Annotated in this window: 24 protein-coding genes; 10 read left to right on the top strand and 14 right to left on the bottom strand. The window is 39.1% G+C overall.

Annotated elements, in window-relative coordinates:
* Positions 1-17: 17 nt before the first annotated feature.
* Complete coding sequence (locus tag DRF67_RS07725; protein WP_115927721.1) at positions 18-311, bottom strand: c-type cytochrome; 294 nt, start codon at positions 309-311, stop codon at positions 18-20.
* A 195-nt stretch (positions 312-506) separates the two neighbouring features.
* Here DRF67_RS07725 and meaB point away from each other — a divergent pair, with 195 nt between their 5' ends.
* On the top strand, positions 507-1,493 hold the full coding sequence (meaB, locus tag DRF67_RS07730; protein WP_115927722.1) for a methylmalonyl Co-A mutase-associated GTPase MeaB: 987 nt from the start codon (positions 507-509) through the stop codon (positions 1,491-1,493).
* 3 nt (positions 1,494-1,496) lie between these two features.
* Here the strand turns inward: meaB and DRF67_RS07735 are convergent, their stop codons facing one another.
* Entirely contained in the window at positions 1,497-2,045 is a 549-nt protein-coding gene (locus tag DRF67_RS07735; RefSeq protein WP_115927723.1) for a DUF4251 domain-containing protein, read from the bottom strand.
* 106 nt (positions 2,046-2,151) lie between these two features.
* On the opposite strand from DRF67_RS07735, the gene DRF67_RS07740 reads away from it, so the two are divergent.
* Together DRF67_RS07740 and DRF67_RS07745 are read left to right on the top strand one after the other, a co-directional pair.
* Positions 2,152-2,958 carry a M48 family metallopeptidase gene (locus tag DRF67_RS07740; protein ID WP_115927724.1) on the top strand — a complete coding sequence of 269 codons (807 nt, stop codon included), beginning with the start codon at positions 2,152-2,154 and terminating at the stop codon, positions 2,956-2,958.
* Between the two features lie 84 nt (positions 2,959-3,042).
* Positions 3,043-3,354, top strand: coding sequence for a DUF1049 domain-containing protein (locus DRF67_RS07745; protein ID WP_115927725.1), 312 nt, complete (start codon positions 3,043-3,045; stop codon positions 3,352-3,354).
* A gap of 35 nt (positions 3,355-3,389) precedes the next feature.
* On the opposite strand, the gene DRF67_RS07750 is transcribed toward DRF67_RS07745, so the two are convergent.
* From DRF67_RS07750 to DRF67_RS07790, 9 genes are all read right to left on the bottom strand, one after another.
* Complete coding sequence (locus tag DRF67_RS07750) at positions 3,390-4,001, bottom strand: outer membrane beta-barrel protein (RefSeq protein WP_115927726.1); 612 nt, start codon at positions 3,999-4,001, stop codon at positions 3,390-3,392.
* Complete coding sequence (locus DRF67_RS07755; RefSeq protein WP_115927727.1) at positions 3,985-4,800, bottom strand: ABC transporter ATP-binding protein; 816 nt, start codon at positions 4,798-4,800, stop codon at positions 3,985-3,987. The genes DRF67_RS07750 and DRF67_RS07755 overlap by 17 nt, the downstream gene beginning before the upstream one ends.
* Complete coding sequence (locus tag DRF67_RS07760) at positions 4,800-5,552, bottom strand: MlaE family ABC transporter permease (RefSeq protein WP_115927728.1); 753 nt, start codon at positions 5,550-5,552, stop codon at positions 4,800-4,802. Before DRF67_RS07760 ends, DRF67_RS07755 begins: the two co-directional genes overlap by 1 nt.
* A 104-nt stretch (positions 5,553-5,656) precedes the next feature.
* Positions 5,657-7,027 (bottom strand): exopolysaccharide biosynthesis polyprenyl glycosylphosphotransferase, encoded by a 1,371-nt coding sequence (locus DRF67_RS07765; protein WP_115927729.1) that lies wholly within the window; start codon positions 7,025-7,027, stop codon positions 5,657-5,659.
* A 43-nt stretch (positions 7,028-7,070) separates the two neighbouring features.
* Positions 7,071-7,700, bottom strand: coding sequence for a 7-carboxy-7-deazaguanine synthase QueE (locus DRF67_RS07770; RefSeq protein WP_115927730.1), 630 nt, complete (start codon positions 7,698-7,700; stop codon positions 7,071-7,073).
* A 7-nt stretch (positions 7,701-7,707) separates the two neighbouring features.
* Positions 7,708-8,592, bottom strand: a complete 885-nt coding sequence (locus DRF67_RS07775; protein ID WP_115927731.1) for a bifunctional 5,10-methylenetetrahydrofolate dehydrogenase/5,10-methenyltetrahydrofolate cyclohydrolase — start codon at positions 8,590-8,592, stop codon at positions 7,708-7,710.
* 26 nt (positions 8,593-8,618) lie between these two features.
* The gene (locus DRF67_RS07780) at positions 8,619-9,443 is read right to left on the bottom strand and encodes a class I SAM-dependent methyltransferase (RefSeq protein ID WP_115927732.1); all 825 of its coding nucleotides are present in this window, start codon (positions 9,441-9,443) and stop codon (positions 8,619-8,621) included.
* A 3-nt stretch (positions 9,444-9,446) separates the two neighbouring features.
* Positions 9,447-11,087, bottom strand: coding sequence for a glucose-6-phosphate isomerase (gene pgi, locus DRF67_RS07785; protein WP_115927859.1), 1,641 nt, complete (start codon positions 11,085-11,087; stop codon positions 9,447-9,449).
* A gap of 351 nt (positions 11,088-11,438) precedes the next feature.
* On the bottom strand, positions 11,439-12,347 hold the full coding sequence (locus DRF67_RS07790; RefSeq protein WP_115927733.1) for a DUF4349 domain-containing protein: 909 nt from the start codon (positions 12,345-12,347) through the stop codon (positions 11,439-11,441).
* Positions 12,348-12,556: 209 nt separating this feature from the next.
* Here DRF67_RS07790 and DRF67_RS07795 point away from each other — a divergent pair, with 209 nt between their 5' ends.
* Complete coding sequence (locus tag DRF67_RS07795) at positions 12,557-13,915, top strand: acyl-CoA dehydrogenase family protein (RefSeq protein WP_115927734.1); 1,359 nt, start codon at positions 12,557-12,559, stop codon at positions 13,913-13,915.
* Between the two features lie 112 nt (positions 13,916-14,027).
* On the opposite strand, the gene DRF67_RS07800 is transcribed toward DRF67_RS07795, so the two are convergent.
* On the bottom strand, positions 14,028-14,405 hold the full coding sequence (locus tag DRF67_RS07800; RefSeq protein ID WP_115927735.1) for a DoxX family protein: 378 nt from the start codon (positions 14,403-14,405) through the stop codon (positions 14,028-14,030).
* A gap of 150 nt (positions 14,406-14,555) precedes the next feature.
* Between DRF67_RS07800 and DRF67_RS07805 the strand changes: the two genes are divergently transcribed.
* Entirely contained in the window at positions 14,556-14,810 is a 255-nt protein-coding gene (locus DRF67_RS07805) for a bacteriocin-like protein (RefSeq protein WP_115927736.1), read from the top strand.
* A gap of 83 nt (positions 14,811-14,893) precedes the next feature.
* On the opposite strand, the gene DRF67_RS07810 is transcribed toward DRF67_RS07805, so the two are convergent.
* Positions 14,894-16,006, bottom strand: a complete 1,113-nt coding sequence (locus DRF67_RS07810; RefSeq protein ID WP_115927737.1) for an AI-2E family transporter — start codon at positions 16,004-16,006, stop codon at positions 14,894-14,896.
* Positions 16,007-16,216: 210 nt separating this feature from the next.
* Positions 16,217-18,622: an endopeptidase La gene (gene lon / locus DRF67_RS07815; RefSeq protein ID WP_115927738.1), complete on the bottom strand. Its 2,406-nt coding sequence runs from the start codon at positions 18,620-18,622 to the stop codon at positions 16,217-16,219.
* A gap of 260 nt (positions 18,623-18,882) precedes the next feature.
* Here lon and DRF67_RS07820 point away from each other — a divergent pair, with 260 nt between their 5' ends.
* From DRF67_RS07820 to DRF67_RS07840, 5 genes are all read left to right on the top strand, one after another.
* Complete coding sequence (locus tag DRF67_RS07820; protein WP_115927739.1) at positions 18,883-21,036, top strand: SurA N-terminal domain-containing protein; 2,154 nt, start codon at positions 18,883-18,885, stop codon at positions 21,034-21,036.
* A gap of 126 nt (positions 21,037-21,162) precedes the next feature.
* Positions 21,163-22,113, top strand: coding sequence for an MlaD family protein (locus DRF67_RS07825; protein WP_115927740.1), 951 nt, complete (start codon positions 21,163-21,165; stop codon positions 22,111-22,113).
* Between the two features lie 8 nt (positions 22,114-22,121).
* A complete protein-coding gene (locus DRF67_RS07830) occupies positions 22,122-23,450 on the top strand; it encodes a (Fe-S)-binding protein (protein ID WP_115927741.1) in 1,329 nt (442 codons plus the stop codon).
* Positions 23,451-23,460: 10 nt separating this feature from the next.
* A complete protein-coding gene (locus DRF67_RS07835) occupies positions 23,461-24,084 on the top strand; it encodes a hypothetical protein (RefSeq protein ID WP_115927742.1) in 624 nt (207 codons plus the stop codon).
* The gene (locus DRF67_RS07840; RefSeq protein WP_115927743.1) at positions 24,074-24,853 is read left to right on the top strand and encodes a (Fe-S)-binding protein; all 780 of its coding nucleotides are present in this window, start codon (positions 24,074-24,076) and stop codon (positions 24,851-24,853) included. Before DRF67_RS07835 ends, DRF67_RS07840 begins: the two co-directional genes overlap by 11 nt.
* Positions 24,854-24,861: the final 8 nt, after the last annotated feature.

Here is a 24,861-nt window from a genome sequence, read left to right on the forward strand (position 1 = left end):
TTATTTTTGTTTGATCTTTATTTTTTCCCAGAAACAATATAATCGTATACCCACTGATGCTGCTCATCGGTCAGCTTTGCCTTTGGAGCCATTGAATTCATGATGCCTACCCACTGTACAGGATTGTGCGAAGCCGGATCCGGAAGTTTGTGACATTTACCACATGAATTTTCAAAAATCGTTTTTCCCTGGGCAATCTGCTCTGCTGTGGAAAACGCCGTTCCAGGAATAGCGGGAGCCGTTGAAGCTTGCGGTGTACAGGAAACTAACAGGATAAATGTGAATAATGCCGCAGCAATGAGTTTTTTCATTTTTCTTATTATTGTTGAATAACAAATGTAATCAATTCCACAGGCCGCTGATACAGAGCGATGTATTTTTAATTTAGAAGAAATAAAAATTAAAAATTGACGAATAATGAATCCAAAAAGACACGTTGTTATTTTTCTGAGCTCATTCCTCACTGGCTATTGATCATTCGCTTTTTAATTATTAATTTTGAAACAATGAAATTTTCTACAGAAGAGTTAATAGCGGGAATACGGTCAGGGAATAAACGTCTGATCGCAAAAGCTATTACACTGGCTGAAAGTAAAAAAGCAGAGCATAGATTACAGGCGGAAGAACTTCTGAAAAAAATAATGCCTTTCACGGGCCACTCTGTTCGGGTAGGGGTGACCGGAGTTCCTGGTGCAGGAAAATCAACTTTTATAGAGAACTTCGGCAGGCTTGCTATTGCTGAAGGTAAAAAAGTCGCTGTCCTGGCTATTGATCCCAGTTCATCCCTTAATAAAGGAAGTATTTTGGGTGATAAAACAAGAATGGAAGAACTGGCCAGGGAAGAAAATGCATTTATCCGGCCTTCCCCGAGTTCCGGATTTCTAGGAGGTGTTGCCAATACCACTTTTGAAACCATGATGATCTGTGAAGCCGCCGGATACGATTATATTTTAATAGAAACCGTTGGAGTGGGACAGTCAGAAGTTCTGGTCGCAGATATTACTGACGTTTTCCTCTTTCTTAAAATTATTGGAGGCGGTGATGAACTTCAGGGAATAAAACGTGGAATAATGGAAATGGTAGACCTTATTTTTATTAATAAGGTGGATCAGGACAATTTGCAGAAAGCTAAAAATACCAGATTAGAACTCAAAAGAGCTCTGGACTTTATTCCACCCAAGGAAAAAGGCTGGAAGATTCCTGTTTTATTGGGGTCAGCCCTTCATAATGAAGGACTGCAGGAAATTTATGATACGATCAGTGAATTTATCGGGCTTAAAAAGAAAACCGGCCGTTTTGATGAGGTACGAACCCAACAGGCTGAAAAACGTTTCGAGTATTGGGTTCAGGAATATATCTTATCCCTGATGAAAAAAAGTAATTCTGTGGAAGAAGCCTATCTGATGCATAAAAAAAATGCTTCAGAAATGGTTTCCAATCCAAGTACTGAAGCAAAATTATTTGTAGAAAAATTCTTATCTGATCAAAAATAGGGATTAAGGATTGTCTGTTTCCTGTTTAACCACTCTTTTGGAAACGTAGCCACTATAGGTGATAGGCTGCCTGTCGTTACTTCGTATATAAACAAATGCTTTACCGTTGGTAAAAATTTCAATATTGATCTCGTCAACATTTTTTACATCATTAGGTTTGATCATTACCATCCATTTCCCTTTCTTACTTTGAGACGGCTTCACACTAAAATCTTTTGAAGTAAACCTGTAGCTGTTACTGCTGGTATCACCGTAGCTCGGATTGAATACTCTTCCGAAATAAGGAAGGACCACTTCCAGGTTGGTTTTACTCATTTCTATTGTATAATTTCCATTGAGATCCAGCATTCTTGCAGCCGTGGAATTCGGTATGGAGTTCATTACATTAATTACATCATAATTCATAGGATTAGCTCGCTGCGCATGAAATGTGAAGTCCTGTGAATTCACCAGCGCATCCACTGTTTTTGAATCTGCAGAACCTTGGGATGCACAGCTCTGAAAAAAGAACAGAAATCCAAAAAACATTATAAGGGAAATATACTTTTTCATGATTGAGATAATTATTCAAAATAAACAGCAAAATGTATGCAAATATATTCGTTCTGAGATATTTTGGAATAAAAATTGTTAAGGTTGACTTATTAACACTCAAACTATGAAAGTTACACATCTATTAGGAATGGGAGCTGTTGCTCTGACCTTTGCCGCCTGTACTACGAATCCGATCACCGGAAGGTCGTCTTTACAGCTGGCTAATAATTCAGAAATTTTAACAATGTCTTCACAGGAGTACAGAACGACATTGTCTAAAGGTAAAGTGATTTCCGGTACAGCAGATGCTAAGAGAGTGGTAAGCGTAGGGAACAGAATAAAAAATGCTGCAGAAAGATATTATCAGAGTATTGGCAGATCGGCAGATCTTGCCAATTACAGCTGGGAATTTAATCTTTTGCAGAGTAATGAACTGAACGCGTGGTGTATGCCGGGAGGTAAAGTGGCTGTTTACACAGGTATTTTACCCGTTACCAAGGACGATAACGGGCTTGCAGTCGTAATGGGACATGAAGTTTCCCATGCATTGGCAGGTCACGGTAATGAGCGTATTTCTCAGGCTATGGTAGCGCAGTATGGGGGGGCTATTCTTGGGGGAACCATTTCCAATGCTCAATGGGCTAGTGTTTTTCAAAAGGTATATCCTATCGGCTCACAAGTCGCTTTATTGAAATATGGAAGAGGACAGGAGTCTGAAGCCGATAAAATGGGACTTTACCTGATGTCGATGGCAGGGTATGATCCGAGAGCAGCAGTACCTTTCTGGAACAGAATGGAAGCCGCCTCTTCAGGATCCAGACAGCCAGAATTCTTGTCTACTCACCCAAGTCCTGAAACAAGGATCTCAGATATCAATAGAGATTTACCGAAAGCTTTGGAATATTATAAGGCTGCGGGAGGAAAAATATAATTAGAATTTTAATCTTGAGTAAGCCTTATTAAATTTTTAGTAAATTTGGTAAGGCTTTTTTTATAACCACCTAAACACAATATTATGAAGAGTTTATCAATCACAGGACTTATCCTTTTAGCTGTTTCCGCTTTACTGTTTTATCTTACCACAGACTTTGCCGTAGAACAAATAAAAATCTCTCATATTATGGGAATGATGGCAGGGGTTGGTATTGGCCTTATCATCGGCGGACTTGTGGGATACCTGAGCAAAGGGACTGCAATACGGGAAGAGCAGAAGAAAAAGGAATTCAAGCAACTGCAGAAAGATAAAGAAGAGCTGGAAAAGCAGGCTGCTGATATTGCCCAGCGTCAGGCAGAACTTGAAAGACAAAATAGAAACCCTCAAATCTAATCCGAGGGTTTCAAGTTGTTATTTTCGATCGTTGTTTAAAATTTATATCCCAAACCTACCATAAACAGGTTAGGTCTGTTATCATACCTGATCTCCGAACCGGAAACGCGGTTGATGAAGTTTCTCTGGTCTTTGCTGAATGCTCCTTCGTATCTTGCATTGACGATAAGCTTTTTGATTTCCAGTTGTGCACCAAACTGATATCCTACTGTAAAATCATTTTTAGCATTCTCTTGAAAATCGTTGTATGTATTGTCTTTGCTTAAATTAAAGCTTCCGACAGGTCCTACGAAAACCCCCAGCATATTTCCTAAAAGGTTGTACCCTAAAAGAACCGGTACATCAATACGGTTGCTTTTAACATCAAAAGTAGTATTTTCAGTAGTGAACTCATTTTTAAAATGAGTATAGTACACTTCCGGCATCAGGAATAACGACGTTGGAAGAGCTACCTTTAATGAAAGCCCCACATTGAAACCTACATTGTTTTTTCCTGTTCCCTCAATAGCATCGTTCACAGTTCCTTTTATATTAGACCATGATGGTGAACCCGTAGGGAAAATAATGTTGGCCTTACCTGCCAGTGAAATTTGTGCAGAAGCCCACATCGAAAATCCTATTAATGCTACACTAAGTACCTTTTTCATTATCATCTATTTTTGTAATTGTATTTTCAATTGTTTTATTATTCTCAAGTAAATATTCTCTCAGCTCCTTAAACAGTTCTGAAGAATAAACGAAATCGATCAGATTTTTATTGCCTGCAGTAATCAGGATCTCCTTATTCCCTTCCCATTCTTTGATTCCAAGTCTAAGGTACACAATTTTTTCACCAATTGTCATGACAGAATTCATGTCGTGGGTATTGATGATCGTCGTTGTGTTATATTCTTTTGTAATCTCATACAGAAGGTCATCAATAATTTTTGAAGTATAGGGATCCAGCCCTGAGTTAGGCTCATCACAGAACAGATATTTGGGATTGTTGACAATAGCTCTTGCAATCGCCACCCTTTTCTGCATTCCCCCTGAGATTTCGGAAGGATATTTTCTTTCAGCCTTATCCAGGTGTACCCTGCCTATTACTTCGAAAACCCTTCTTTTTTTCTCTCTGTAGGTGAGATTGGTAAACATGTCGAGCGGGAACATAATATTTTCTTCCACGGTAAGAGAATCAAATAGAGCACTTCCCTGGAATACCGTTCCGATCTCGGAACGCAGGTGCTGCTTTTCATCTCTGTTCATCGTATTAATGTCTTTGCCATCAAAAAGGATTTCACCTGATGAAGGATCGTATACATTCAGTAAGCTTTTTAGAAAAACTGTTTTTCCTGATCCACTCTGACCGATGATTAAGTTTACCTTTCCTTTATCAAATGTGGTTGAAATTCCCTTAAGTACTTCAACATCTCCAAAACTTTTCTTAAGATCTTTTACCTCAATCATCAGCTTAATATTAATTGGGTTAAAATTAATTCGGAAATGATAATGAATACCATTGTCCATACCACTGCCTGTGTACTGGCTCTACCTACTTCCAGAGAGCCGCCTTTCACAAAATATCCGAAATAAGCAGGAACCGTTGCAATGATAAAAGCAAAAACAATGGTTTTGGTAAATGCGTAATAGATAAACAGGTTGGGCATATACATCTGAATTCCCACGATATAGTCATTTTCATTCCAGTTTCCTGTTAAAATACCGGCAATATATCCTCCGCCAATACCGAATACAATACTGATGGCAATAAGAAGTGGATTAAAAATCATACATGCAATGATTTTTGGAAATATCAGAAAGTTGGGTGAATTTACCCCCATAATATCCAAAGCGTCAATTTGCTCAGACACTCTCATGGTTCCGATGCTGGAAGCAATATACGAGCCTACCTTACCAGCAAGAATTAAGCTGATAATCGTAGGAGCAAATTCCAAAACCAGTACGGCTTTTGTTGCATATCCTACGAATGAAGGCGGAATGGGGAATGAGGATGCATCAAAGTTATTGAACATCTGAATAGCTACTACAGCCCCCACAAATATGGAAGTGAAGACCACAAGCCCGAAAGAATTTACTCCCAAATCATTAATTTCTCTCATGAACAGCTTCCAAAAAACCCTCATTTTCTGGGGTTTCTGTAAGGATTTACCTAGTAAGATCATGTATTCTCCTACTGCTGTGAAAAACTTTTTTAACATACTGCTAAATTAGACTTTTTTATTGAATTAGGCTAAGGTTGTAATTAAGACTAAACGTAGGTTTAATGTTAAAATTTTCCCGGTTGATAACCCGGGCTACAGCCTTATTTTGCGTTTTTGTCACCACCAATGACCAGTAAGATCGTTTTCAAAATAACCACCAGGTCTAATACAAAACTCCAGTTCCTTACATAGAATGCGTCGGCAAGCACTCTTTTTTTCATTTCAACCTCCACATCACCAAAGTCACCACGGAGTCCGCTGACCTGCGCCAGCCCTGTAATGCCCGGATTTACCATACTTCTTAAGCTGTATCTTCCGATTTTGGGCTTATAGTAATTATCTACAGACAGCATATGAGGGCGGGGGCCCACCACAGACATTTCCCCTTTCAGAACATTAATGAACTGTGGAAGCTCATCAAAGCTGGTTTTTCTCAAAATTTTCCCGACTGTGGTGATTCTGGAATCATTTTCACGCGTGGTACTTGTGGCAGATTCATCATTAACCACCATAGTCCTGAATTTAATACAGTTAAAAACCTCTTCATGAAAACCATATCTTTTCTGCACGAAAAAAACCGGCCCTTTTGATGTCAGTTTGATAAGAACGGCAATGATCGGAAACAGCCACAAGCAAATTCCTAAGATCACCACAATGGAAAATACAACGTCAAAAAGCCTTTTTAAAAGGTAGTTGCTGTAATAATCCAACGGGTATTTTGTTTGGTTTAAAACCGGCTGTGTCTGCACGTATCCCAAGTCATAGGAAAAGAGGTCAATTTGTGAAATGTTGGGAATCAGTGAAATATGAACCTTGTTTGCTTCCGCTAATCTGAAGATTTCATCTTCTGTTTTAGGATCAAATGTGTTTTCAAGAGGTAAAAACAAGGTATGAATCCCATTATTTTTCCAGAAAGACTGAAGTTCGTCTAGATGGATGTTTTGAGGGTGATAATCGAAAATTTTATAGCCATAATCTTTTCTTTCCGTTAAAATATTTTTAAGAATATTCGTGGAAGTATTCTCGTCGAGAAACATAACATTCCTGTTATTCACCCCTAATGATCTCAGGTATTTTATTCCAAAATAGATAAGAGATTTTGTAAGCAGGATGAAAGAAAACAAATACAATGACAGCCATGAAAGTTCCGAGCTGAAAAATTTATTGTTGCTTACTTTTCTAATCAGCAAGAGACCAAGCACAAACAGCAGAAAATGGGTTACGATACGTTCTATAAAAATAGTATAGGTGAGATTTCTCCGGATATTATAGATTTTTGTTCTTCCACTTAGTAAAATCCAAAAAGAGATCAGCAAAAGCAAAGGAAAAGAATTTTCATACCAGATATCTTTGTCATGTACCGTATGCTGATTTCTGCTTAAAAAAAAGAATATAAATACAGCTGCTATAACCAGAAGGTCAAGCAAAAGGATAATCGATTTTAAATATCTTGAGTATCGAATTCTCTGCATCAATCAGTATTATAACGGAGACGGCTAGCTAATGTACGTATTTTTAAGGGATGTTCAGATATTTGTGAGTCTGAACAGAAGCCTGCCATTCCGGGTGTTCCAGAATGAAATCTGTAATTTTCGGATACATGTCATCTCGTTTGCTCCATTCGCTCTGAAGATAAAGCCTGCAGTTTTCAGAAACTTTTGCAGCCTGCTCCTGTGCAAATGCAAAATCGTGATTATTGAAAACGATAACTTTAAGTTCATTTGCTTTCTGGTAGATCTCTTCTTTCGGCATCCCGGTTTTCTTTGGCGAAAGCGTAATCCAGTCCAGTTGGCCACTCATAGGGTAAGCTCCCGAAGTCTCAATATGGATGGTACACCCCAGGTCTTTCAGCTTAGAGGTCAGGATCTCCAGATTCCACATCAGTGGCTCGCCACCGGTAAGTACGATCGTTTTACAATGCTTGGCTGCCGTTTCTGCAATTTCTGTGGCACTCATCAGTGGATGAAGTTTGGGATCCCAGCTTTCTTTTACATCACACCAGTGGCATCCCACGTCACAGCCTCCCAGTCTAATGAAATAGGCGGCTTTTCCGGTGTGTGCTCCTTCTCCCTGTAAAGTGTAAAAATGCTCCATTACGGGGAGCATTTTACCTTCTTTTAATAAAATATCTTCTTCTTTATTCATTTTAAAATTAGTCGTTATAGACCGAAGTCTTGTAGGCAATGATGGTATTTTTCATCAACATTGCTCTTGTCATGGGGCCCACCCCTCCAGGTACCGGAGTGATCCAACCTGCTTTTGCTGCACAGCTGTCAAAATCTACGTCACCGGCAAGGTAATAGCCTTTGGGAGAATCGTCATCTACTCTTGTGATCCCTACGTCAACAATCACTGCACCGTCTTTGATCATTTCTCCTTTTAAGAAGTGGGGATCTCCCAGCGCTGTAATGACAATATCTGCCTTTTTAGTATATTCTTCAATGTCTTTAGTGTAGGAATGGGTTAGGGTAACCGTGGAGTTTCCAGGGAAATCTTTTCTTCCCATAAGGATGCTCATCGGTCTTCCTACAATTTTGCTTCTTCCGATAATAACACAGTCTTTTCCTTTGGTTTCGATATTATATCTTTCCAGTAAAGTTAAGATCCCGAAAGGAGTTGCAGGTAAGAAAGTATCCATTTCCAGGGCCATTTTTCCGAAATTTTCCGGGTGGAAACCATCCACATCTTTTCTAGGGTCAATTGCGTTGATGATTTTTTCCTGATCAATCTGATCTGGTAAAGGCAACTGTACAATGAATCCGTCTACCGCTTTGGATTTATTCAGTTCGTCGATTTTTTCCAATAATTCGGATTCGGAAACTGTGCTTGGAAATTTAATCAAACTGGATTGAAATCCTACTTCCTCACAGTCTTTTACTTTCGCATTTACGTAAGCCTTACTCGCTCCGTTGTTTCCAACAAGAATAGCAACCAGATGGGGTGCTCTTCTTTTTCCTGCAAGGATTTTTTCTACTTCAGACTTGATCTCTGCTTTTATTTCTTTGGATACTTTAAGTCCGTCAAGAATTTCTGCCATTTTTACTTTTTTTACTTTATTTTAGATTAGATTTTTTCAAATACAACAATGTCCTGAAATTCGTCAGCATTTTCCTTTTGTACATCATTTCTCCAGTAGCCACCTTTTACAGTCGTGACTTTCAAGCCTGCATCGGAGGCTATTTGGTTTAACAGTGGAATGCTTACCGCAATATTCGCAGCCGTTACTTTATCATCCATCAGCTTGTAACCTTCATACTGATAGGGAAAATGCATGCTTCCTCCATTTTTTTCAGCATCATCATACAGGAAGAAGGTAGCCAGACACTGGCCGTCGCCTTTTAGAACCCTGCTGATTTCCTGCAGATATCTTCTGATTTCAGGGATCTGCATATGAGTAAATACCGAGAACAGAAATGCTTTGTCAAAACGGGCATTGTTATATGGAAATGTAAAATGCTCTGCCTTTTGGCTAAAAGTATTGTACAGATCATTATATATTGGGGTAAACTTAAAATTGAAATTCGGGTATTTGTTATGAATGTGCTTATCACACCATCTGATCCCTTTTTCCACCGCATCAAAACCGTCATATGTACCTTTATCAATGAATCCGGATAAGGCAACAGCAGTGCGTCCTATTCCGCATCCCACATCCAGAACATGATCGCTACTTCGGAGGGCAATGTACTTTTTCAATACATTCATCTGGCGGATCCCATGAGGAATGAAGTCGCTGCTTCCCACATAAATGTCCCCTTTTTTAGGCTCGTTTTCAGCTCTTTTTCCGGTAATTCCTTCATAGAGATCTATAGGGAAATAATAAATTTTCCTTCCCAAAAGTCTTAAGCCGGGAGGCAGTTTATAATAATATGATCGTAATGCAGACATCTGCTATTTATTTCCTTTATAATAATTAATTAACCCGTTGGTGGAACTGTCATGAGAAGTGACGGGGGAATTGTTTTCAAGTTCAGGAAGAATTTTATTAGCCAAAACTTTACCCAGCTCAACACCGAACTGATCGAAACTGAAGATATTCCAGATCACTCCCTGTACAAAGATTTTATGCTCATACATGGCAATTAGCTGACCCAATGAAAAGGGAGTTAATTCCTTGAATAATATAGAGTTGGTCGGTGTGTTTCCATGGAATACCTTGTAGTTTAAGAGTCTCTCTATTTCCTCGTCAGACTTGCCGGAACTTCTCAGCTCTTCTTCTGCCTCTTCCTCCGTTTTACCAAAAGCAAGAGCTTCAGTCTGCGCGAAGAAATTTGCTAACAGTTTTTCCTGATGATCTGAAACCTCATTACAACTTTTTACATACGCAATAAAATCAGCAGGAATCAATTCTGTACCCTGATGGATCAGTTGATAAAAGGCATGCTGCCCATTGGTGCCCGGTTCTCCCCAGATGATCGGGCCGGTTTCATATTCTACGAATTCACCGTTTCTGTCTACACACTTTCCGTTGCTTTCCATATCTCCCTGCTGAAGATAGGCAGCAAAGCGGTCCAAATATTGAGAGTATGGCAATATAGCATAGGTTGTGGCGGCATAGAAGTTTCGGTACCAGATTCCTAAAAGTCCCATTAAAACAGGAACATTTTCAGAAAAATCTGCCGTCTGGAAATGTTGGTCAGTATCAAAGGCTCCTTTTAACAGCTGTTCAAAATTTTCGTATCCTACAGCCAGTACAATGCTTAACCCGATGGCACTCCAAAGCGAATATCTTCCACCTACCCAATCCCAGAACTCAAAAATATTTTCCTCTGCAATTCCGAAGCTTTTAACAGCTTCAATATTAGTGGATAAAGCCACGAAATGCTTTGCGACATCTTCCTGTTTTCCTGCCTTCAGGAACCAGTCTTTAGCAGAGTTGGCATTGGTCATCGTTTCCTGCGTTGTAAATGTTTTGGAAGCAATGATGAATAAAGTGGTTTCAGGATTTAAGTTTTTAACCACCTCTGCAATGTGATTTCCATCAACATTGGAAACGAAATGGACATCCAGTCTTGTTTTAAAATGCTTTAAAGCCGAACAAACCATTACCGGCCCCAAATCTGAACCTCCGATACCGATGTTTACAACATCTGTAATATCTTTTCCGCTGAAGCCTTTATGTGTACCTGAAATAATTTTTTCAGAAAATGCTTTCATATGGTCAAGAACTCTTTTGATCTGTGGCTTGATGTTCTCTCCGTCTACAAGAATTTCGCGGTCAGAAAAATCCCTTAATGCAGTGTGCAATACCGCTCTTCCTTCCGTTTCATTGATCTTGTCTCCGGAGAACATTTTGGAAATAGCGTCTTTTAGCTGACAGTCTTCAGCCAATTGCAGCAAAAGGTCCTTGGTTCGGGAGTCAATTAAGTTTTTAGAATAATCAAAGAGATAGTCTTCTTTTTGTAAAGAGAATTCTTCAAAACGGTTGGGGTTATACTGGAAAAGGCTTCTCAGGTCAAAGTCATTTCCTCCGAAATGTTCGTCAAGGGCTTTCCAGCTGTTGGTTTGTATAGGATTTATTTTTGATAGCATATTCAGGAATTTTTTTGATTCAGAAATAAATATCGGATTGAAATGGATTAAAATCCATAGTGATTTATTTCTGATTTGCAAATTTAAGGAAAAATAAAACCTCAAATAAATTTGACGATGATAAATAACGATTTTTTAAAAAACAAAACCCCAGAAATGATATGAGGGACATTGCAAATCCAAGTTGTAATACATTTTTCATCTGTTAAATTTTTCTGGTTTCCTATTCTTTACGCAGTAATCAAAAGGTAACTGATATCCGTTATACTATATTTAAAAAATAAAAACCTCCCGAAAACAGGAGGTTCCAAAATCTAAAATTATGATGATAACCAATTGGTTAGGATGTTGTTATTCTTTGCTGGTCTGCTCCGGTATGGAGATTTTTCTTTTTCTTAAAAAATAGATCAGTGCACTGGCAATTAATAAGAGCGGCCAGATATTAATAAGCGTTACAATAATTTTCTGAATAAGATAAAACCCATAGACAAATCCATCTTTTGCATCATAGATAAAGTTATATCTGTATTTATTGTCGATGCTGTTGGTATTGGTAATGGCGATTTCTGCAACGCGGAGTTTAGGCTCTTTGATGTAGATGTCTACGGTACTGTATGTAAGGCGATCTGCCCTATTCATGCTGGTGAGTTTTTGGAGATTTCCTTCAGATTTGTTTTGATCATCAAGAATTACCTTGTCTTTATTGCTTGAAATCTTCCCAATATTTTCTGATGTTTTTTGATTTCTTTTCTCTTCCAGTTCTGCATATCTGATATTAGCGGTTACATCTTCCGCATGAATAGACCTTGAGTTTAGAAACAGCTTGTCATTATTCACTGATGTTAAAAATTCTCCCAGCTTTTCAGTAGGTACACGTACCTGCATCGTATTTTCTGTCTGATATTTTTTAATAAGCATAGCTTCCTGATCAGACGTATTATAGGTGTCTTCAGAAACAACATTGCTTCGAAGATTACTTTGGGTAACAAAACCTCCCATTTGCTGAACGGATTTCTCAATGGAGATCGTGGCATGATAAACGTCTTTTACTCCCATATTGATATCAGCTGTTTTAATAAACTGTTTGTCTTTTACATTCATACTCGCAGCAGAAGAAATACTGTCTGAAGTCATAGCGGATGCTGAATCTGTTGCCTGATAGCCTGTGTAATCAGTAGCGGAAGATTCTCCTTTTTTACATGAATAAATTCCCAACAGCAGAACGGTAGAAAGTGATAGCGTTAGATAAGTCGTTTTCATAGCATGAATTTTTTAATGGTTTCTTGAGTCAAAGTTCCATCAGGATCTTTTGTAATGCTTGAAAATCAGAAGTAAAAGGATTGTAAAGAAATTATTCTAATGTAAATTTCTGAAAGTAAGCGTTTTGTAAAACAGGGCGTTTTTTGATGACTTGTTTTCGGAGTAATTTTTGCTTATCTTTTACAAACCAAAAATTACAGTATATCATTATGTCAAATACCTTTTCCAAAATCAGAAATGCATTAAACCTATTCACATCTATAGATTTTGATCAGTTGAACACGATTTCTAAAAAAGTAGATCTGCCAAAGCTGATGCATAATTTTTCAAAACTGGATGATAAACAGCTTTCCGGACTTATGAAAATGCTCGATCCGGAAAAGAAACAAAGAGAACTTCCTCCTATTGATGGTGACTTTTACGATATCTATCATACATTGACTCCTGAGCAGCGTGAAATTCAGCTTAAAGTAAGAGCCTTTATGGAAAAAGAAGTGAAACCTCTGGTCAATCATTACTGGTTAAGAGATGAGTTTCCGTTTGAGCTGATTCCGAAATTCCAGAAGCTGGATATTTGTGGTGTTACTTATGAAGGATATGGTTGTCCTGGGATGCCTTTTCTAATGGAAGGTGTTATTGCCATGGAGATGGCAAGAATAGATGCGTCTATTGCTACTTTTTTTGGAGTACAGTCGGGGCTGGCAATGGGCTCCATCTATATCTGCGGTTCAGAAGAGCAGAAGCAGAAGTGGCTGCCGCAAATGCAGAAATTTGAGAAAATAGGTGCCTTTGGTCTTACTGAGCCCGAGGTTGGTTCAGGAGCGGCCGGAGGACTTACAGTGACTTGCAAAAAAACAGAAGAGGGATGGGTGCTTAACGGACAGAAAAAATGGATTGGAAACGCCACATTTGCGGATCTTATCATTATATGGGCAAGAGATCTCGATAGTGGAGAAGTGAAAGGATTTATTGTAGAAAAAGATAATCCCGGATATTCCGTAGAAAAAATAAAAGGGAAAATGGCCCTGAGAATTGTTCAGAATGGTCTTATCACCCTTAAAGACTGTGTCGTAACGGAGGAAAACCGTCTTCAGAATGCCAATTCGTTTAAAGATACCGGAAAGGTACTCAGAATGACCAGAGCAGGGGTTGCATGGATGGCTACCGGCTGTGCAAGAGGTGCTTACGAAAGTGCTTTGGACTACACCAGAAAAAGAGAGCAGTTTGGGAAGCCTATTGCGTCATTTCAGATGATTCAGGGGCATCTGGTGGAAATGCTTTCCAATCTTACTGCGATGCAGACGATGGTTTTCCGATTGTCTGAAATGCAGGACGAAGGTATTCTAAAGGATGAACATGCTTCTCTGGCGAAAGTTTTCTGTACCCTGAGGACAAGAGATATCGTTTCAAGGGCAAGGGAAGTTTTGGGTGGAAACGGAATTTTGCTGGAGTATGATGTTGCCAGATTTGTAGCTGATGCTGAGGCAATCTATTCTTACGAAGGGACCAAAGAAATCAACTCGCTCATCGTAGGACGATCGATTACAGGATTCAGCGCATTTGTGTAGTTGGGACATCCAATAGAGTAAAATTGGCGTTACGGAATACTTTTCAGGATAATGTTCTTTTGATTGGTAAGATTAGAGCGATCTGTTAAACAGTTAACTGTTGTAATATTATCTAACCCACCAGATTTTTATATTTACCCTTGTTGTCAATAAGGATCCAGATATTAATCAGAAACAAGGCAGCAGAAATGATGATCCCCGTTGTCGACGGATCTCTGAATAGATTATGAACAACAATTCCTACCATTACAGGGAGAATAATGATGGCTCCTAACGCTCTTGTTTTAGGAAAAATAAACAATAACCCACCAATGATTTCTACAGCGCCCACTAATGGAAGCAGCCAGCCAATTTCTCCGAAAGCAGCATAAATTTTAAGCTGTGCTTCAGTAAGTTTCGGTGTAGGGCTGTAATTGAGAAATTTATTTAATCCGGCATTAATAAACATAATTCCGAATAAAAGACATAGAATGAATTTTACAATTTTCATAATGAAGATTTTATAGTAAATGTAAAATAAAAATAGTATTCATTTATCAAATGATGGTGAAAATTAATTATTACTATGTTAATGATAGGTTAATGGTGGTTTTTGAATAATTTAATTTTTTATATTTGAGAAACAAATTAAATTCATATTATGTTGAAAAATCTTAAAAAATTAAACCGTATTGATTTGCGGGAAATTCAAGGCGGAGCAGGTATCGGATTATGTGATATAGGTCCTGTAGGATGCCCATGCAAAATTCCGGCTGGCCACCCTTGTTTAGGAGGCGGGCCTGGTGGAGGAGGAACACCGGAACCTGACCGAGGATATTGTCCTGATTCACAAACCTATATTCTGTGTACAGAAACCTGTCCCAACGGAATGAGCCCATTATGTGCGCTGCCTTAGCAAAATAATAAAAGACTGTCTTTTGTCAAGGCAGTCTTTTTTCTGTTTTTATTCTTTAAATGAAGGTATTCAGTTAGTTATTTTTAATCCATCTCTTTGAGCGTAATATTTTTCGAGATCTTATAGCTTTTCTTCTTTTTGTTAGGTTTCTGTTCTTCACCCAAAAGTTTTCCCCAGGGTTTCATCCCGTCTACTCTTTCACAGATAATTTTAATGATGGCAATAGCCGGAATACACAGAAACATTCCTGCAATTCCCCAAAGATGCTCACCCAGAAGAATACCGATAAAAGAAAACAGGGCATTGATCTTTACTTTTGAACCCACTACAAAAGGCAGGACAATATTTCCGTCAATGGCATGAATCGCTATATATCCAAGGGCTACGTAAATGCACGTGGATGGAGTTGCGGTAGCAAATGCAATAAAGCAGGAAATAAGGAGTGATATAAAAATTCCAAGATAGGGAATCACATTTAATAACCCGGTTAAAACGGCAAGCAAGATTGCATATTTTACTCCTAAAACAGTCAATACAATAGAAGTAAGAACCGATACAATAATTACCTGAAGAAAAAGTCCGAAAATATATTTCTTCGTCATGATACGGATTTCAGTCACGGCTTCCTGCACGCTGGCTTTATGTCTTTCGTTGAAAACAGTAACAATAAAATTATTAAGCAGCCTTCTGTAATTTAAAATAAAAATAAAAAACAAGGTGAAGAAAATGATGAATCCAAATCCTGTAGAAAATATTCCGAAAGTAAAACCTAAGATGGCACCGGATGACGACAGGAGCTTGTTCAGTCCCTGGTTGATATAGTCTACCTGTTCATCTACTTTTACATTAAATGTTTTTGATACCCAGTGCTGAAGATCGTTGAAAATGGTGGTAAACTGTTCTCTGAGGTGAGGCAGATCTTTGCTGAAGTCAGAAAGCTGTGAGCTAAAAAAATAAATCAGTCCGCTCAGAATAATCAGCATAACAAAAACAGAGGTCATTGTTGACATTGATCTCGGAAACCTTAGCCTTTTTTCCATAAACGTAGCAGTCGGTAAAAACAACATTGCCATGAGGAAAGCAAGAAAGAACGGTGCCAGTATGCTCTGCCCTAACGCGAGAAGGTAGCCAAGACCTATGATGGATATAACCACAAGGGTGAGCTTGACAAGGAAAGGAAGTCTAAGTAAATTCATAATCTAAAAATCTGCTGTGTGTAATAAAAGTAAGAAAAAACTGTGGAATTGAGAAAGTTTTTACCCCCATCCCGTCAGGTTTTCTTTTAGGTAAGCAAATTGTATTCCACCCTATGATGAATTGAGGGGTAAAGTCTTTAAAAACAAAAACACGCCCCGGTTACGGAGACGTGTTTTCTTATTGAGAAGTTAATATGTTAATAAGTCGTCTTACTTTTCGATGGCAATGTCAATTACTTCCTCCATTCTGCTGACATAGTGCACTTTTAGATTCTTCAGATAATCTTTTTTGATCTCTTCCACATCTTTTCTGTTCGCTTCACAAAGGATAACATCCTTGATGCCGGCTCTGGTAGCCGCAAGAAGCTTTTCTTTGATTCCTCCTACAGGAAGTACTTTTCCTCTTAATGTAATCTCCCCCGTCATCGCAAGGTGAGGTTTTACCTTTTTATTTTTATAAGAAGAAACCATTGAAGTAAGCATGGCAATCCCTGCAGAAGGTCCGTCTTTAGGTGTTGCTCCTTCCGGAACATGGACGTGAATATTTTTCTTATCAAGGTCTTCCTGGTCAATTCCCAGTTCATCGTGTCTGGCTTTAATATATTCCAAAGCAATCGTTGCAGACTCTTTCATGACCGTTCCAAGGTTTCCGGTCATCGTCAGAGCACCTTTTCCGTTGCTTAGAATGCTTTCGATGTATAGAATATCACCACCTACGCTGGTCCACGCAAGGCCTGTTACTACACCGGGAACTCCTGTGATCTCTGACAGACTTCTGGGTCTTGGAACTCCAAGAATCTCATCTACTTTCTTCAGTGAAATTCGTGGGTCATACTCTTGTACCAGAGCAGTTTGAAGAGCTACCCATCTTGCAATAGAAGCAATTCTCTTTTCCAGACTTCTTACGCCGCTTTCAGACGTGTGAGCTTCTATAATGTGTTTAAGTTCAGCGTTTCCAAGTTTAAATGATTTAATATCAAGACCATTTTCTTCCTGCTGTTTCCTGATTAAATGTCTTTTTGCGATCTCAATTTTTTCTTCCAGGGTATAGCCCGCAATCTGGATAATTTCTGTTCTGTCCAGAAGAGGAGTTTGTATGGTAGAAAGTGAATTGGCCGTTGCAATAAACATAACTTTGGATAAGTCATATCCCATTTCAAGGAAGTTGTCGTAGAATGACTTATTTTGTTCGGGATCAAGGACTTCAAGTAATGCTGAGCTTGGGTCTCCATGAAGTCCCTGCGCAATTTTATCAATCTCATCCAAAACGATAACCGGATTAGAGGTTCCCGCTTTTTTGATCGACTGTAAAATCCTTCCAGCCATTGCTCCGATATATGTTTTTCTGTGTCCGCGGATCTCACTCTCATCATGCAGGCCGCCTAAGGATAATCTTACATACTTTCTTCCCAGAGCATCAGCAATAGATTTTCCCAGTGAAGTTTTTCCTACTCCGGGAGGCCCTACCAATAGTAGGATGGGTGACTTCATGTTGTTTTTTAGTTTTAAAACAGCCATGTGCTCCAGAATTCTTTTCTTAATATCTTCAAGTCCGAAATGTGCCTTGTCTAATACTTTTTCTGCCTTCACAATGTCAAAAATATCTTTGGTGTAGGTCTCCCATGGAAGATCTGTGAAGAAATCCAGGTAGTTTCTCTGTACATTATAATCCGGGGAATTGGGATTCTGACGCTGCAGTCTGCTGATTTCCTTCTGGAAGTGTTCCTCTACTTCCTGATTCCATTTTTTTGTTCTTGCCTTGGCAATCAGATCTTCCACGTCACTTTCAGGACCTCCTCCCAGTTCTTCCTGGATGGTTCTGATCTGTTGGTTCAGAAAATATTCTCGCTGCTGCTTGTCAAGATCTTTAGACGTTTTTTGATGGATCTGGTTTCTAAGTTCCAGTTTTCTGAAGTCCTCATGCATCATCTCATAGCATTTGTTGGCTCTTTCCATGAGGCTTTTTTCTTCCAGGAGCTTCTGCTTTTCCACAGACGGAAAGCTGGCATTGGTGCAGATGAAATTCAGCAGATCGTCATTATTGTTGATGTTTTTAATCGCAAAATTGGCTGCGTTGGGAATATTGGGGTCCAGCTCGATGATCTTCAGAGCAAGCTCTTTGACATTTTCAAGCAGTGCCTCGTATTCTTCCTGATTTTTCGGCTTTGTATCTTTTAATTTTGATATTTCTGCTCTGAAATAAGGCTGCTTGTCCAGGATTTTTTTGATTTTGAATCTGTGAAAACCTTTCGTAATAGCAGTAATATTACCCTCCGGCAGTCTGATGATCTTGATGATCTTGGCCAGGGTGCCGGTTGTATAAATATCTTTTTCATCAGGCTGCTCCATATCCGAATTCTTCTGGCTCACAATGCCGATGAAATCCCCATTCTTCTGGGCTTCCTCAAGCAGTTGTATTGAGGTTTTTCTCCCTGCTGTAATAGGAATTACCACATTGGGAAACATGACCATATTTCTTACGGGAAGTATAGGGAATATTTTCTGTTCGGAATTTTTATCAGTCTCCGAAAAGTCGGAAAGATTGATTTCTTCAGCTACAATATCAAAACCGTCACTGATCATTTCTTCTAAACTAATATCTTCAAATTCTGTCATAGTCAATCGAATGACAAATTGTCATCTTCGTTTTTTATCGTTAAAGGGATTTTTTATAAGATGCTCTGAAAACGTGTGGCATATTATAATGTTCTAAAATGCACAATACTTATGCCATTCATTTTTTGCTAAAAAATATGGTCAAAATTTCCTTTTTTAAATAATCTTTAAGAATTAAAATCAAATTAAGGAAGTTCTGCTTCTGTAATTTCTTAAAAATGTGTATTTTCGCAAACTGATAAAAAACTATAATTTATAAAATGGCAATTTTAGGACAGATTAGGAGTAAGCCTTGGCTTTTAATGGGAGTAATAGCCTTAGCGCTTTTGGCGTTCCTGGTGAATCCCGATAGTATCGACAAGGTTTTTGGTAAAAATCCTGACATTTTAGGAAAAGTAAACGGTGAGAAAATCACCCGCGAAGAGTTTAATGATCAGCTTTTCGTGCTGCAGCAGCAGTCTGAGCAGCAAGGTCGTCCGAAAAATGGTCTTGAAGAGCAGGCTTGGCAGTTACTTGTACAATCTAAGCTGATCAAGCAGCAGTTTGAGAAACTGGGCTTTGAAATGACCGATGATTATTTCTGGAATCAGATCCAGTATGATCAGATGTTTGCTCAGAATCAGCAGTTGTTTGATGAAAAAGGTAACTTTAAAACTCAAGAGCTTAAAAAAGAAATTGAAACATTAAAAAACACCAATCCTCAAGGGTATACACAATGGTTGAAAACAAGAAAGACTATTGAGTACAGACTGATGGCAAGACAGGTGTTTACCAATATTTCAGCAGGGATTACTACAGGTAAGAAAGAAGCCGAAGAATTAATGAAGCAGAGAGATCAGCTTGCTGATATCGACTTTGTGAAAATTGATTATGCTGCCTATCTTCAGAAAACGAAGATCAATGTGACCACACAGGATCTTGCAGACTATATCAAAAAGCATCCGGTAATGTTTAAAGCTGAGCCTAGCAGAAATATCGGTATCGTATATTTTCCGTCTAAGCCAAGTGCTGCAGATGATGCAGCAGTGCTGAAAGATATTACAAAACTATACTCAGGAGGAACAGATGCCAGCGGTGGTGCTGAAAACTTCCAGAATACAAAAAGCGATTCTATGTTTGTGATGGCCAACTCGGATGCGCCATACAATCCTCAGTACGTGAATCCTGCACAATTGCCTCCGACGATAAAAGATCAGATCACTACTGCAGCAGTGGGACAGACATTTGGCCCATATAAGGAAGGAGATGTTTATGTAGTTTCTAAACTTGTTGGAAAAAAGACGTCTGACTCTACATTATCCAGACACATCCTTATTGCTTTCAAAGGAAGCCCTGCCGGTGAAGGAGTAACCCGATCCAAAGAAGAGGCCAAGAAGTTGGCAGATTCTATCGGAGCGATTGTAAAATCAACGCCGGCTAAATTTACAGAATTCTTAAAACTTTCCAGTGATCCAAACTCTGCAGCTCAGGGAGGTAGTCTTGGATGGACGACTCCGGAAACTCCATTTGTTCCGGAATTCCTTACCTACCTTGCCAATAACCCTAAGGGGGCAACAGGGGTTGTGGAAACACAGTTCGGTTACCATATCATCAATATTGAAGATAAAAAAGCCGGATCTATGGGATATAAAGTTGCTAACTTAGTGAAAGCTATCAAAGCATCAGATGCTACAGAAGCTGAAGCAGATAAAAAAGCCAGAAAATTCATTCAGCAGGTTCAGGGGAAATCTTTCAACGATTTTGTGAATATTGCTAAGAAAGGAAATTACCAGTTCTCCAATCCTAAAGCGGCTAAGAGATTTGAAGGCCAGCTTCAAGGTTTGGGCACTGAAAAAGATGCTGAAATCTTAACCTGGGCTTTCGACAAGAAAAGATCTAAAGGAGATACGGAATTCTTTACCGTAGACGGAACAGGAGATAAAATTGTAGTATATCTTAACGGAAAACAGGAGGCAGGTCTTGCTGACCCTGAATCGGTAAGAGATCAGATTGAAGTAATTGTTAAAAATAAACTGGCAGCGAAACAAATCTCTGATAAGATTGCAGGAGCTAAAGCTTCCAGCCTGGATCAGATTGCTAAATTGTTTGGCGCTCAGAAACAATCCGCTCAGGTTAACATGCTGAATCCTTCAGTAGCAGGAGCGATGGAGCCTAAAGTTGCCGGTGCAGCTTTCGGTGTTGCGAAAGGTAAACTTTCAAATCCGGTTGAAGGAGGAACAGGAGTTTATGTTCTGATTAAAAAATCTGAGACGGTAAACAAACAGCCTGGTGATCTTAAGCAGTTCACGGAATCTCTTACTCAGAGAAATGCCGGAATGTTCGGACAGGGTTGGATGAAGAGCCTTCAGGATAATGCAGATATCGATGACTACAGAATCGAAATCTGGAATAAGGTGGGAAATCAGCAACAATAAGAAAATCATCACACTGATATAAAGCGACAAAATTTTTTGTCGCTTTTTTTGTATTTAACGCAGAATAATAAAGGAAAAGATTTATTTAAAATGTACTATATTTGCTTATTAGAAAAAAATTAGCAAGTGAAGTTCAGTAAAGAATTAAAAGCTGGTGTGATCGCGCTTCTAGCTGTTGTAGGCTTTGTAGTGTTGTTTCAATTTATGAAAGGGAAGAGCCTTTTTACTACCGACAATATATTTTATGCCAAATATGATAATGTGGAAGGACTCGCGCAGTCTTCGGCGGTTTCTATCAATGGCCTCAAAGTAGGACAGGTGGATAAAATCATCCCATTAACTGATAAACAGGGTAAAATAAACTTTGTTGTAAAAATTACAATTGATAACAAATTCGAATTTTCAAAAAACTCGTCACTGGAAATTTTTGAACCGGGATTGATGTCCGGTAAGGAAATGAGAGTAAACCTGGCCTACGGTGGAGCTACTGCAAAAGATGGTGACACGCTGAAAGGAGCTTTCAAACTGGGAATGATGGGAAGCCTTTCTTCTCAGGTTGGACCTGTGAAAGACCAGTTGCAGGTAGTCCTGCACAGAGTAGATTCCTTAATGGCTAATGCCAATCAGATTTTTGACTCACAAAACAGGGCAGAGGTAAGAGCTTTGTTAACGAACCTTAACAAGACCGTAGGAGCGTTGCAGACTACCGCTGGGAGTGTAAATAACCTGGTTGGACATAATGATCCTAAACTTCAGAAAGTTCTGGATGATGCAAGCGTTACGATGCAGAGCGGAAAAGTAACTCTGGATAAATATGGAACCCTGGCAGAAAGTATTGATACCAAAAAGCTTAATGCAACCATTGCAAGCTTGGATGCTACCGTAGGAAAGCTGAATCAGGTCATTACAGGAATAGACAACGGACAGGGGAGCTTAGGGAAACTGATGAAGGATGAGCAGCTTTATAATAATCTGAATTCTGCATCTACCAACCTGAACTCGCTGATTGAAGATATGAAAGCAAACCCTAAGAGATACATCAATTTCTCGGTTTTCGGTAAAAACAACAAAGATTAATATACCTTATGCAGTACATTGATAACATTATTTTCCTGATTTTATTAGTGGCCGGATTTGGATTGTTTGCCAAAAGCCTCCAGAAGATTTATCGAAATATCATGCTGGGCCACGAGATCAACAGAACCGACAGAAAGGCGGAGCGCTGGAGCATCATGGCGAGAGTTGCCATGGGGCAAAGTAAAATGGTAAAACACCCTGTTGCAGGGATTTTACACCTTTTCGTATATGTAGGTTTTGTCATCATCAATATCGAGCTTATCGAAATTATTGTTGATGGACTTTTCGGTACCCATCGTTTTCTGGCTTCAATTTTTGGAAACGGATTTTACAGCTTCTTCACAGCAACATTAGAAGTGTTAGCCCTTCTGGTAGTGATTGGAGTCGTTGTGTTTTTCATCAGAAGAAACTTTTACGGGGTTAAAAGATTAACCATGAAAGAGCTATTCGGATGGCCGAAACATGATGCCAACTGGATTCTTATTATCGAATTTGCCTTGATGGTCGCTTTCTTCACCATGAATGGTGCCGATTGGGTGCAGCAGCAAAGAGGGCTTCTTCCGGAGCACGGAAGTTTTCCGATCAGTTCTGCCGTTCTAGGTCCGATTTTTAACGGATTTGGTGATGGTTTCTTAGCCTTTACAGAAAAAGGGGCATGGTGGTTCCACTTTGTAGGAATTCTATTCTTTATGAACTACCTGTATTATTCAAAACATCTTCATATTATACTGGCATTTCCGAGTACATGGTATGCCAATCTTGATAAGAAAGGAAAATTCAACAATCTGGATTCAGTAACGAAGGAGATCAAGCTGATGATGGATCCTAATGCTGATCCTTATGCTGCTCCTGCCGAAGGAGCTGAAGCTGATGTGCCTTCAAAATTTGGTGCCGAAGATATCTTTGATCTGAACCAGGTACAATTGCTGAATGCTTATGCATGTACAGAATGTGGACGTTGTACTTCCGTGTGTCCGGCAAATATTACGGGCAAAAAACTCTCTCCAAGGTTAATCCTTATGAAAACAAGAGACCGACTGGAAGAGGTAGGAAAAAACATTGATAAAAACGGAAAATTTGAAGACGATGGCAAGAAACTGTTGAATGACTATATTACTAAAGAAGAGCTCTGGGCTTGTACTACCTGCAATGCGTGTACAGAAGCTTGTCCGGTATTGCTGGATCCTCTTTCCATTATTTTTGAAATGAGAAGATTCCTGGTGATGGAGCAGTCTGCTGCCCCGCAGGAACTGAATCTGATGATGACCAATGTGGAAAACAATGCTGCCCCTTGGCAGTATAACCAGGCAGACCGTCTTAACTGGGCTAATGACTAATTTTCATACTATGAAAAATCTATTCTTCATATTTCTGTTCATCTGTTCAGGTCTTGTCATGGGGCAATCCGCTGATCAGAAGAAAATTCTTGAAGATTCACAGGCATTTATGTCCATGTTTCACAAGAAAGATTATGAAGGAATGCTTGATCTGACTCATCCGGCACTCTTTGAAAAAGTGGATAAGAATTCAATGATCAATGGTTTCAAAACCATGTTTGAAGGCAACGATGAGTTCAGAATAGAAATGGTAGATACAGACAAGAGCACATTCAATGTTTCGGATGTTTTTACCGCACAGGATGGAGCCAGATATGCTTTCAGTACCTATGCAATGAAGATGAAAATGGTTTTTCTTAAGGAAAAGTTTGATGATGAGAAAAAGAAAATGATGCTGGGAATGATGGAAGCACAAGGGATGAGTGCTCAATTCTTAAATGATACGACCTTGGAAATGAGCAAGCAGAGCATGATCCTTGCCCTCAATGACAAAAGCACTGGGAATACATGGAAGTATCTGAACTATGATGAGGCTAATCCTTTATACGTTTCTATAGTGCCCGTAGAGGTCATGAAGAAAGCAAAGGAGTACTATGCAAATTTATTAATTAAACAAAAAGGAAATGCAAATTAAAACCATGGCAGAATATGCTGCCGAAGGAAAAGCCCCGGAAGTTTTATTTTGGGTTGGATGTGCCGGTAGCTTTGATGACCGCGCCAAAAAAATTACAAAAGCATTTTGCAAGATATTAAATAAAATAGGAGTTGAATTTGCCGTTCTGGGCCAGGAAGAAAGCTGTACAGGTGACCCGGCAAAAAGAGCCGGAAACGAATTTGTATTCCAGATGATGGCACTTACCAATATTGAGGTACTGAATGCCTATGAAGTGAAAAAAATCGTCACTGCATGCCCACACTGTTTCAATACCCTAAAAAATGAATACCCTAACCTGGGTGGACACTTCGATGTCGTTCACCATACCCAGTTTCTTAAAACCTTGATGGATGAAGGAAGATTGAAAATTGAAGGTGGGGCATTCAAAGGGAAAAAAATTACTTTTCATGACCCATGCTACCTGGGACGTGCCAATGATGAATATGAGGCTCCCAGAGTACTGCTTGAAAAGCTGGATGCAGAACTTGTGGAAATGAAACGCTGCAAAACCAACGGGCTTTGCTGTGGAGCAGGAGGAGCACAGATGTTCAAAGAACCTGAAAAAGGGAATAAAGACATCAATGTTGAAAGAACGGAAGAAGCGTTATCCTTTGAGCCTAAAGTAATCGCAACAGGTTGTCCTTTCTGTAATACCATGATGACGGACGGGGTAAAACACTTCAACAAAAATACAGAAGTAGCCGTAAAGGATATCGTAGAACTTCTTGCAGAAGCAGAGGATTTGTAAACGGATAT

This window comes from Chryseobacterium pennipullorum, assembly GCF_003384725.1.
Lineage (GTDB): Bacteria > Bacteroidota > Bacteroidia > Flavobacteriales > Weeksellaceae > Chryseobacterium > Chryseobacterium pennipullorum.

Bases quoted from the DNA above. Each gene is read 5' to 3' on its own strand.
- DRF67_RS07725 (WP_115927721.1), bottom strand. From the start codon at position 311: ATGAAAAAACTCATTGCTGCGGCATTATTCACATTTATCCTGTTAGTT.
- meaB (WP_115927722.1), top strand. From the start codon at position 507: ATGAAATTTTCTACAGAAGAGTTAATAGCGGGAATACGGTCAGGGAAT.
- DRF67_RS07735 (WP_115927723.1), bottom strand. From the start codon at position 2,045: ATGAAAAAGTATATTTCCCTTATAATGTTTTTTGGATTTCTGTTCTTT.
- DRF67_RS07740 (WP_115927724.1), top strand. From the start codon at position 2,152: ATGAAAGTTACACATCTATTAGGAATGGGAGCTGTTGCTCTGACCTTT.
- DRF67_RS07745 (WP_115927725.1), top strand. From the start codon at position 3,043: ATGAAGAGTTTATCAATCACAGGACTTATCCTTTTAGCTGTTTCCGCT.
- DRF67_RS07750 (WP_115927726.1), bottom strand. From the start codon at position 4,001: ATGAAAAAGGTACTTAGTGTAGCATTAATAGGATTTTCGATGTGGGCT.
- DRF67_RS07755 (WP_115927727.1), bottom strand. From the start codon at position 4,800: ATGATTGAGGTAAAAGATCTTAAGAAAAGTTTTGGAGATGTTGAAGTA.
- DRF67_RS07760 (WP_115927728.1), bottom strand. From the start codon at position 5,552: ATGTTAAAAAAGTTTTTCACAGCAGTAGGAGAATACATGATCTTACTA.
- DRF67_RS07765 (WP_115927729.1), bottom strand. From the start codon at position 7,027: ATGCAGAGAATTCGATACTCAAGATATTTAAAATCGATTATCCTTTTG.
- DRF67_RS07770 (WP_115927730.1), bottom strand. From the start codon at position 7,700: ATGAATAAAGAAGAAGATATTTTATTAAAAGAAGGTAAAATGCTCCCC.
- DRF67_RS07775 (WP_115927731.1), bottom strand. From the start codon at position 8,592: ATGGCAGAAATTCTTGACGGACTTAAAGTATCCAAAGAAATAAAAGCA.
- DRF67_RS07780 (WP_115927732.1), bottom strand. From the start codon at position 9,443: ATGTCTGCATTACGATCATATTATTATAAACTGCCTCCCGGCTTAAGA.
- pgi (WP_115927859.1), bottom strand. From the start codon at position 11,087: ATGCTATCAAAAATAAATCCTATACAAACCAACAGCTGGAAAGCCCTT.
- DRF67_RS07790 (WP_115927733.1), bottom strand. From the start codon at position 12,347: ATGAAAACGACTTATCTAACGCTATCACTTTCTACCGTTCTGCTGTTG.
- DRF67_RS07795 (WP_115927734.1), top strand. From the start codon at position 12,557: ATGTCAAATACCTTTTCCAAAATCAGAAATGCATTAAACCTATTCACA.
- DRF67_RS07800 (WP_115927735.1), bottom strand. From the start codon at position 14,405: ATGAAAATTGTAAAATTCATTCTATGTCTTTTATTCGGAATTATGTTT.
- DRF67_RS07805 (WP_115927736.1), top strand. From the start codon at position 14,556: ATGTTGAAAAATCTTAAAAAATTAAACCGTATTGATTTGCGGGAAATT.
- DRF67_RS07810 (WP_115927737.1), bottom strand. From the start codon at position 16,006: ATGAATTTACTTAGACTTCCTTTCCTTGTCAAGCTCACCCTTGTGGTT.
- lon (WP_115927738.1), bottom strand. From the start codon at position 18,622: ATGACAGAATTTGAAGATATTAGTTTAGAAGAAATGATCAGTGACGGT.
- DRF67_RS07820 (WP_115927739.1), top strand. From the start codon at position 18,883: ATGGCAATTTTAGGACAGATTAGGAGTAAGCCTTGGCTTTTAATGGGA.
- DRF67_RS07830 (WP_115927741.1), top strand. From the start codon at position 22,122: ATGCAGTACATTGATAACATTATTTTCCTGATTTTATTAGTGGCCGGA.
- DRF67_RS07835 (WP_115927742.1), top strand. From the start codon at position 23,461: ATGAAAAATCTATTCTTCATATTTCTGTTCATCTGTTCAGGTCTTGTC.
- DRF67_RS07840 (WP_115927743.1), top strand. From the start codon at position 24,074: ATGCAAATTAAAACCATGGCAGAATATGCTGCCGAAGGAAAAGCCCCG.